Origin of the sequence: Candidatus Cryosericum odellii, from assembly GCF_003570935.1 — a bacterium.
GTDB lineage: Bacteria > Caldisericota > Caldisericia > Cryosericales > Cryosericaceae > Cryosericum > Cryosericum odellii.
Genome location: NZ_QXIU01000211.1, coordinates 19,844 through 24,909 on the forward strand (window position 1 = coordinate 19,844; position 5,066 = coordinate 24,909).

Here is a 5,066-nt window from a genome sequence, read left to right on the forward strand (position 1 = left end):
CCCTGGGTCGAATGCGAATGGTTGTCCTGCAGAAAGGTGTTCATGATACCAGCTGCCGCAAACTCGTCTGCACGGTAGGTCTCGAGGAAGAATCCCCGTGTGTCACCGTGCACAGTCGGTTTGATGACGATCAGGTCCGGGACAGCCAACGGTTCAAAGGTAAACTTACTCATGATGTTCCCTCTCTTGTCTCGTCGAGACCAAGCTCAATGTTCTGCGCCAGATCATTGGCTGTGCGCAGCGAGGGGAAAGTGCCGGCATCCGTCCACCAACCCTGCAAGACATCGTACGTCATGGTGCCGGCGCGAATGTACGCATTGTTGATATCCGTGATCTCCAATTCGCCACGATGAGACGGGACCAGGGTCGGAACGATATCGAAGACCTGAGCATCATACATGTAAATGCCGGTGACGGCCAGGTTGCTCTTGGGGTTGGCCGGCTTCTCCTCGATACTAACAATGTGCCCGTCCTGGGACAACTCAGCCACACCAAAACGCCCGGGGTCTTGCACCTCTTTGAGGAGGACACGTGCACCCCGCCCTTGGCGCTGGAAGACTGCGACGGACGGTGTGAGATCGTCTTGGAAGATGTTGTCTCCCAGAATGACACAGCAGCTGTCGCCAGAGCAGAAGCCGCGCGCAAGTCCCAGTGCTTCGGCGATGCCGCCTGCCTGATCCTGCACTTTGTAGGTGAAGTCCAGGCCAAAGTCATGGCCGCTGCCTAGGAGCTCCATGACATCCCCCATATGATCGCGCCCGGTGACAACAAGAATATCTTTGATGCCCGCCTGCTTGAGGCGTGCAATAGGATGAAACACCATGGGATACTTGCCCACGGGCAAGAGGTGCTTGTTGGTCACCGCCGTCAGGGGTGACAGACGGGAGCCGGTACCACCTGCAAGAACAATGCCTTTCATGCTAGACCTCCTACAACTTGAATGAGAACTCGACCGGAAAACAATACTCGAGGAACACGCAGCGACGCCAGATAGGAGATGAGGGCGACGATATGTAAGAACTCTCTACTAAAGTGCTGTACGTGAAGCACGTCAGTAAGCACCTGCCGTGGCAACACCGTGGTACCGGTGAGAGTAGTCCACCATCCCGATTCCGTCAAAAAGGACTGCGGTGTGGAGTGTATCCTCTCGCCACTTGAGACAGTTAGATGGATCCAGCCGTTCACAACCATAGCATCGGACCAGCATTGGTCCTTGCCGGATAGGAGAGGCCAGACGATACCTAGCGTCCTCCTTATCATTCCATATCTTCATTGTCATGGTGACGCGATACCCTCCTCTTTAGGCGGCGTAACTGAGAAAATCCAGCGGGTTATGGGCGGACACGTCATTGGGTGTACTGGCTACAATCATGGTCAGCTCTCCTTCCGGAATTGCACTCACGCTGTTTAGGGATGCTTCCCCAGCGCTTGTGAGAGCGAAGACTGTCTCGGAATAGCCTGCTCATGACTTATTTGACCCCAATCATAGCTGCCAATCTGTCAGACAGTGAACTGCTCGCTTTGAACTCGAATTCTCGTTCGGCTCTGCTGACATCGAGCAGTCTCCGAGGCTGACCATTGGGCTTGGTGGTGTCCCAGATGATCGCTCCCTGGTAGCCCGTCAGTCGCTTAATGAGATCAGCGAGGTCCTTGATGGAGATCTCTTGTCCCGACCCAAGGTTGACGGGTTCAGGTTTGTCATACCGCTCCGTAGCCAGCACGATGCCTTCGGCGGCATCCTCGACATAGAGGAACTCCCGCGTCGGGGATCCATCGCCCCAGAGGGTAACGGTGGGGAGGTTCTGTTCCTTGGCCTCCTTGAACTTCCGGATCATCGCAGGGATGACATGAGAGGTGACAAGGTCATCGTTGTCCCCGGGTCCATAGAGGTTGACGGGCAGGAGGTAGATGCCGTCGAAGTCATACTCCTGCCGGTATGCCTGCAACTGGACAAGCAGCATCTTCTTGGCCAGGCCATAGGGAGCATTGGTCTCCTCGGGGTACCCATTCCAGAGGTCCTCCTCCTTGAAGGGGACTGGGGTGAACTTGGGGTAGGCGCAGATGGTGCCCACCTGAACGAACTTTTCGATAGCGTGAAGCCTTGCTTCTTCGATGAGCTGAATGCCCATGATGGCGTTGTCGTAAAAGAAGGAACCGGGGTACAAACGGTTGGCACCAATGCCGCCCACGACGGCTGCAAGGTGGATGATGACCTCGGGATGCAGATCGTCAAACATGCGTTGTACCTGGGCACGGTCACGGAGATCATAGTCACGGTGCGCAAGTGGGACGACCTTTGTCGCACCGCGTTCCCTCAGCTTCTTGACGAGGTGAGTACCGAGGAAGCCCTTGCCACCTGTGACAACAATCTGCTTGTTGCTGAGATCGAGCATAGCTACTTCGTCTCCTTCAGGATGCTGTCTCCAGTATAACAATCGTGATCATGGCCATCGCCGAGCATGGACAGGTCAGCGTCCACCATCAGATCGACCAGCGCATGAAAGGTCGTCACGGGATGCCAACCAAGTTTGACGGCTGCCTTGGATGCGTTACCCTGCAGGACGTCGACCTCGGTCGGGCGATAGTAGCGGGGATCGATGCGAACGACGACCTTTCCCGAACCTGTGTCGAGTCCGCACTCCTCGGCACCTTGACCCTGCCACGCCAAGGTGATACCGGCCCGCTTGAATGCCACTTCCACGAACTCGCGCACGGTATGAGTCTCGCCGGTCGCAATTACGTAATCATCAGGAGTATTCTGCTGCAGCACGAGCCACATCGCCTGCACGTATTCCCTCGCATATCCCCAATCCCTCTTTGCATCGAGGTTACCGAGATACACGCAGTCCTGCAAACCTTTGACGATACGAGCCACCGCCATGGTCACCTTGCGCGTAACAAACGTCTCGCCCCTCCTGGGAGACTCGTGGTTGAACAGGATACCGTTGCAAGTATACATGTGGTATGCTTCCCGGTAATTGGCGACAATCCAGTAAGCATACAATTTTGCCACGGCATAGGGAGACCGGGGTGTGAAGGGTGTCGATTCGGACTGTGGTGCTGTTGCAGGCAGACCTCCAAAGAGTTCCGAGGTCGAGGCCTGGTAGAATCGGGTAGTATTGGTCAGACCAGCTGCACGGATTGCCTCAAGAAGTCGCAGTGTCCCAAGTCCGTCCGAGTTGCCTGTATACTCGGGCGTCTCAAACGACACAGCAACATGGGACTGCGCTGCCAGGTTGTACACCTCGTCGGGACGCACCTCAGCCATGATGGCAAGCAGGTTGCTGGCATCGGTCATGTCACCGTAGTGCATGAAGAAATGGGTATTGGCATAATGCGGATCCTGGTAGATATGATCGATGCGGGAGGAATTGTACGAGCTGCTCCTCCTCTTGATGCCGTGAACCTCGTACCCCTTGCTGAGCAGGAACTCGGCGAGGTACGAACCGTCCTGGCCGGTGATACCAGTAATCAGTGCTTTCTTCATTGTCGTGTCTCTCCCTCCACACCTTTCGTGCGGCCATACACGTCCTCGACTCTCTCGATGTCATCTTCTCCAACATACTCACCATTCTGAACCTCAATGATCTCCAACGGGACTTTGCCAGGGTTGCCCAGACGGTGCAAGGTCGTCTTGGGCACGAAGGTACTTTCACCCTCGTGGACAAAGAACGTCTTCTCTCCAATGGTCACCTGAGCTGTACCATGAATGACAACCCAGTGTTCAGTCCGATGAATGTGGCGCTGCAGGCTGAGCACCGCGCCGACGTTCACGACGATGCTCTTGATCTTGAACCTGCTGCTCTCTTCCAGGATCCGGTAGGTGCCCCACGGACGTATGGTTGTCGTGTGCTCGTGAACCTCACGCCGACCACTGGCTTTGAGTGTCTCAAGGAGTACCTTCACGTGTTGACTGCTTCCCCTCTGCGCCACGAGAATAGCGTCATCTGTCTCAATGATACTCAAGTCCTTGACACCGATCGTTGTGACTAGCCGTTTGCGCGAGACAACCAGTGAGCCTGTGGTATCAAGAGCAACAACATCACCACTGAGAGCATTGCCATCAGCATCCTTGTTCGTGATGGCATAGACAGCATCCCAGCTGCCAACATCGTTCCATGTCAGATCCATGGGGACAACTGCCACATGAAGTGCTTTCTCCATGACTGCGTAGTCGATGGAAATCGAGGGCATGTCACCGAAGTGGCCGATGGTTGTGTCGAATCCACCCTCAAGTAGTTGTGCTATTGCTGGCTGGTGTTCGGCAAGAGCTGCCATCATGTCCCGTGCCGTGAAACAGAACATGCCGGAGTTCCAGAAGTAGTCGCCCGACGCAACATACCTTTGGGCTGTCACTGCATCTGGCTTCTCGACAAACCGCACAGCTTTCAGGACACCATCGCTCAAGCTATCACCCGCTTGGACGTAGCCATAGCCTGTCTCGGGACCGGTCGGCTTGACACCGAAGGTTACCAGGTAGCCACTCTGCGCGGCCTGTTCTCCCTGCTTCACGTACCCAGCAAACGCACTCACTGGCTGAATGACATGGTCGGACGTCATGACCAAGAACGGCTCGTCAGGTGGAACATGCAGCTTGTCCCTGGCATACGCGAGAGCCAAGCCGATGGCAGGTGCCGTGTTGCGGCTGACAGGCTCGCAGATGACATGCAGGGGATCCTGACCAGTGACCTCCTGAAAGGTATCCTTGACAAAGAACGCGAAATCTTGACTGGTCACGGTTATGATGTCTTCGGGCTGAACCAGTACCTGCGCGCGGACATACGCGCTGGCCAGCAGGGATTCGCTACTGCCCGGTAGGCGTAGGAATTGCTTCGAGTAAAGTTCGCGCGACATCGGCCACAGCCGTGTACCGCGGCCTCCGGCCAAGACAATGACTTTCAATGCAGTCCCTCCCTCATATCTTACTCCATACCTTCTTTACATATTCATCGGCAATCTCTTTTGTATCATCTGTAGAGGCATTACCGGAAACAATAATCTCTCTATTTGAATATGTTTCGTTAACTATAGCATCAAGAGATTCTCTCAAACATCTCGCATTATTG

6 protein-coding genes are annotated in these 5,066 nt (G+C 55.1%); all 6 read right to left on the reverse strand.

What is annotated here, in order from left to right:
- Positions 1 to 173, reverse strand: a 173-nt coding sequence (locus SMC5_RS11790; RefSeq protein ID WP_165849051.1) for a dTDP-4-dehydrorhamnose 3,5-epimerase family protein, incomplete at its 3' end; no start/stop codon positions are given.
- On the reverse strand, positions 170 to 919 hold the full coding sequence (locus SMC5_RS08675; RefSeq protein ID WP_119120387.1) for a sugar phosphate nucleotidyltransferase: 750 nt from the start codon (positions 917 to 919) through the stop codon (positions 170 to 172). The genes SMC5_RS08675 and SMC5_RS11790, both read right to left, overlap by 4 nt.
- Before the next feature lie 550 nt (positions 920 to 1,469).
- Positions 1,470 to 2,393: a GDP-L-fucose synthase family protein gene (locus SMC5_RS08685; protein WP_119120389.1), complete on the reverse strand. Its 924-nt coding sequence runs from the start codon at positions 2,391 to 2,393 to the stop codon at positions 1,470 to 1,472.
- 2 nt (positions 2,394 to 2,395) lie between these two features.
- Positions 2,396 to 3,487 carry a GDP-mannose 4,6-dehydratase gene (gene gmd / locus SMC5_RS08690; protein ID WP_119120390.1) on the reverse strand — a complete coding sequence of 364 codons (1,092 nt, stop codon included), beginning with the start codon at positions 3,485 to 3,487 and terminating at the stop codon, positions 2,396 to 2,398.
- Positions 3,484 to 4,902, reverse strand: coding sequence for a mannose-1-phosphate guanylyltransferase/mannose-6-phosphate isomerase (locus SMC5_RS08695; RefSeq protein ID WP_119120391.1), 1,419 nt, complete (start codon positions 4,900 to 4,902; stop codon positions 3,484 to 3,486). Before SMC5_RS08695 ends, gmd begins: the two co-directional genes overlap by 4 nt.
- Positions 4,903 to 4,915: 13 nt before the next feature.
- The coding region (locus SMC5_RS11795) for a glycosyltransferase (protein ID WP_133299192.1) at positions 4,916 to 5,066 on the reverse strand (151 nt) is incomplete at its 5' end.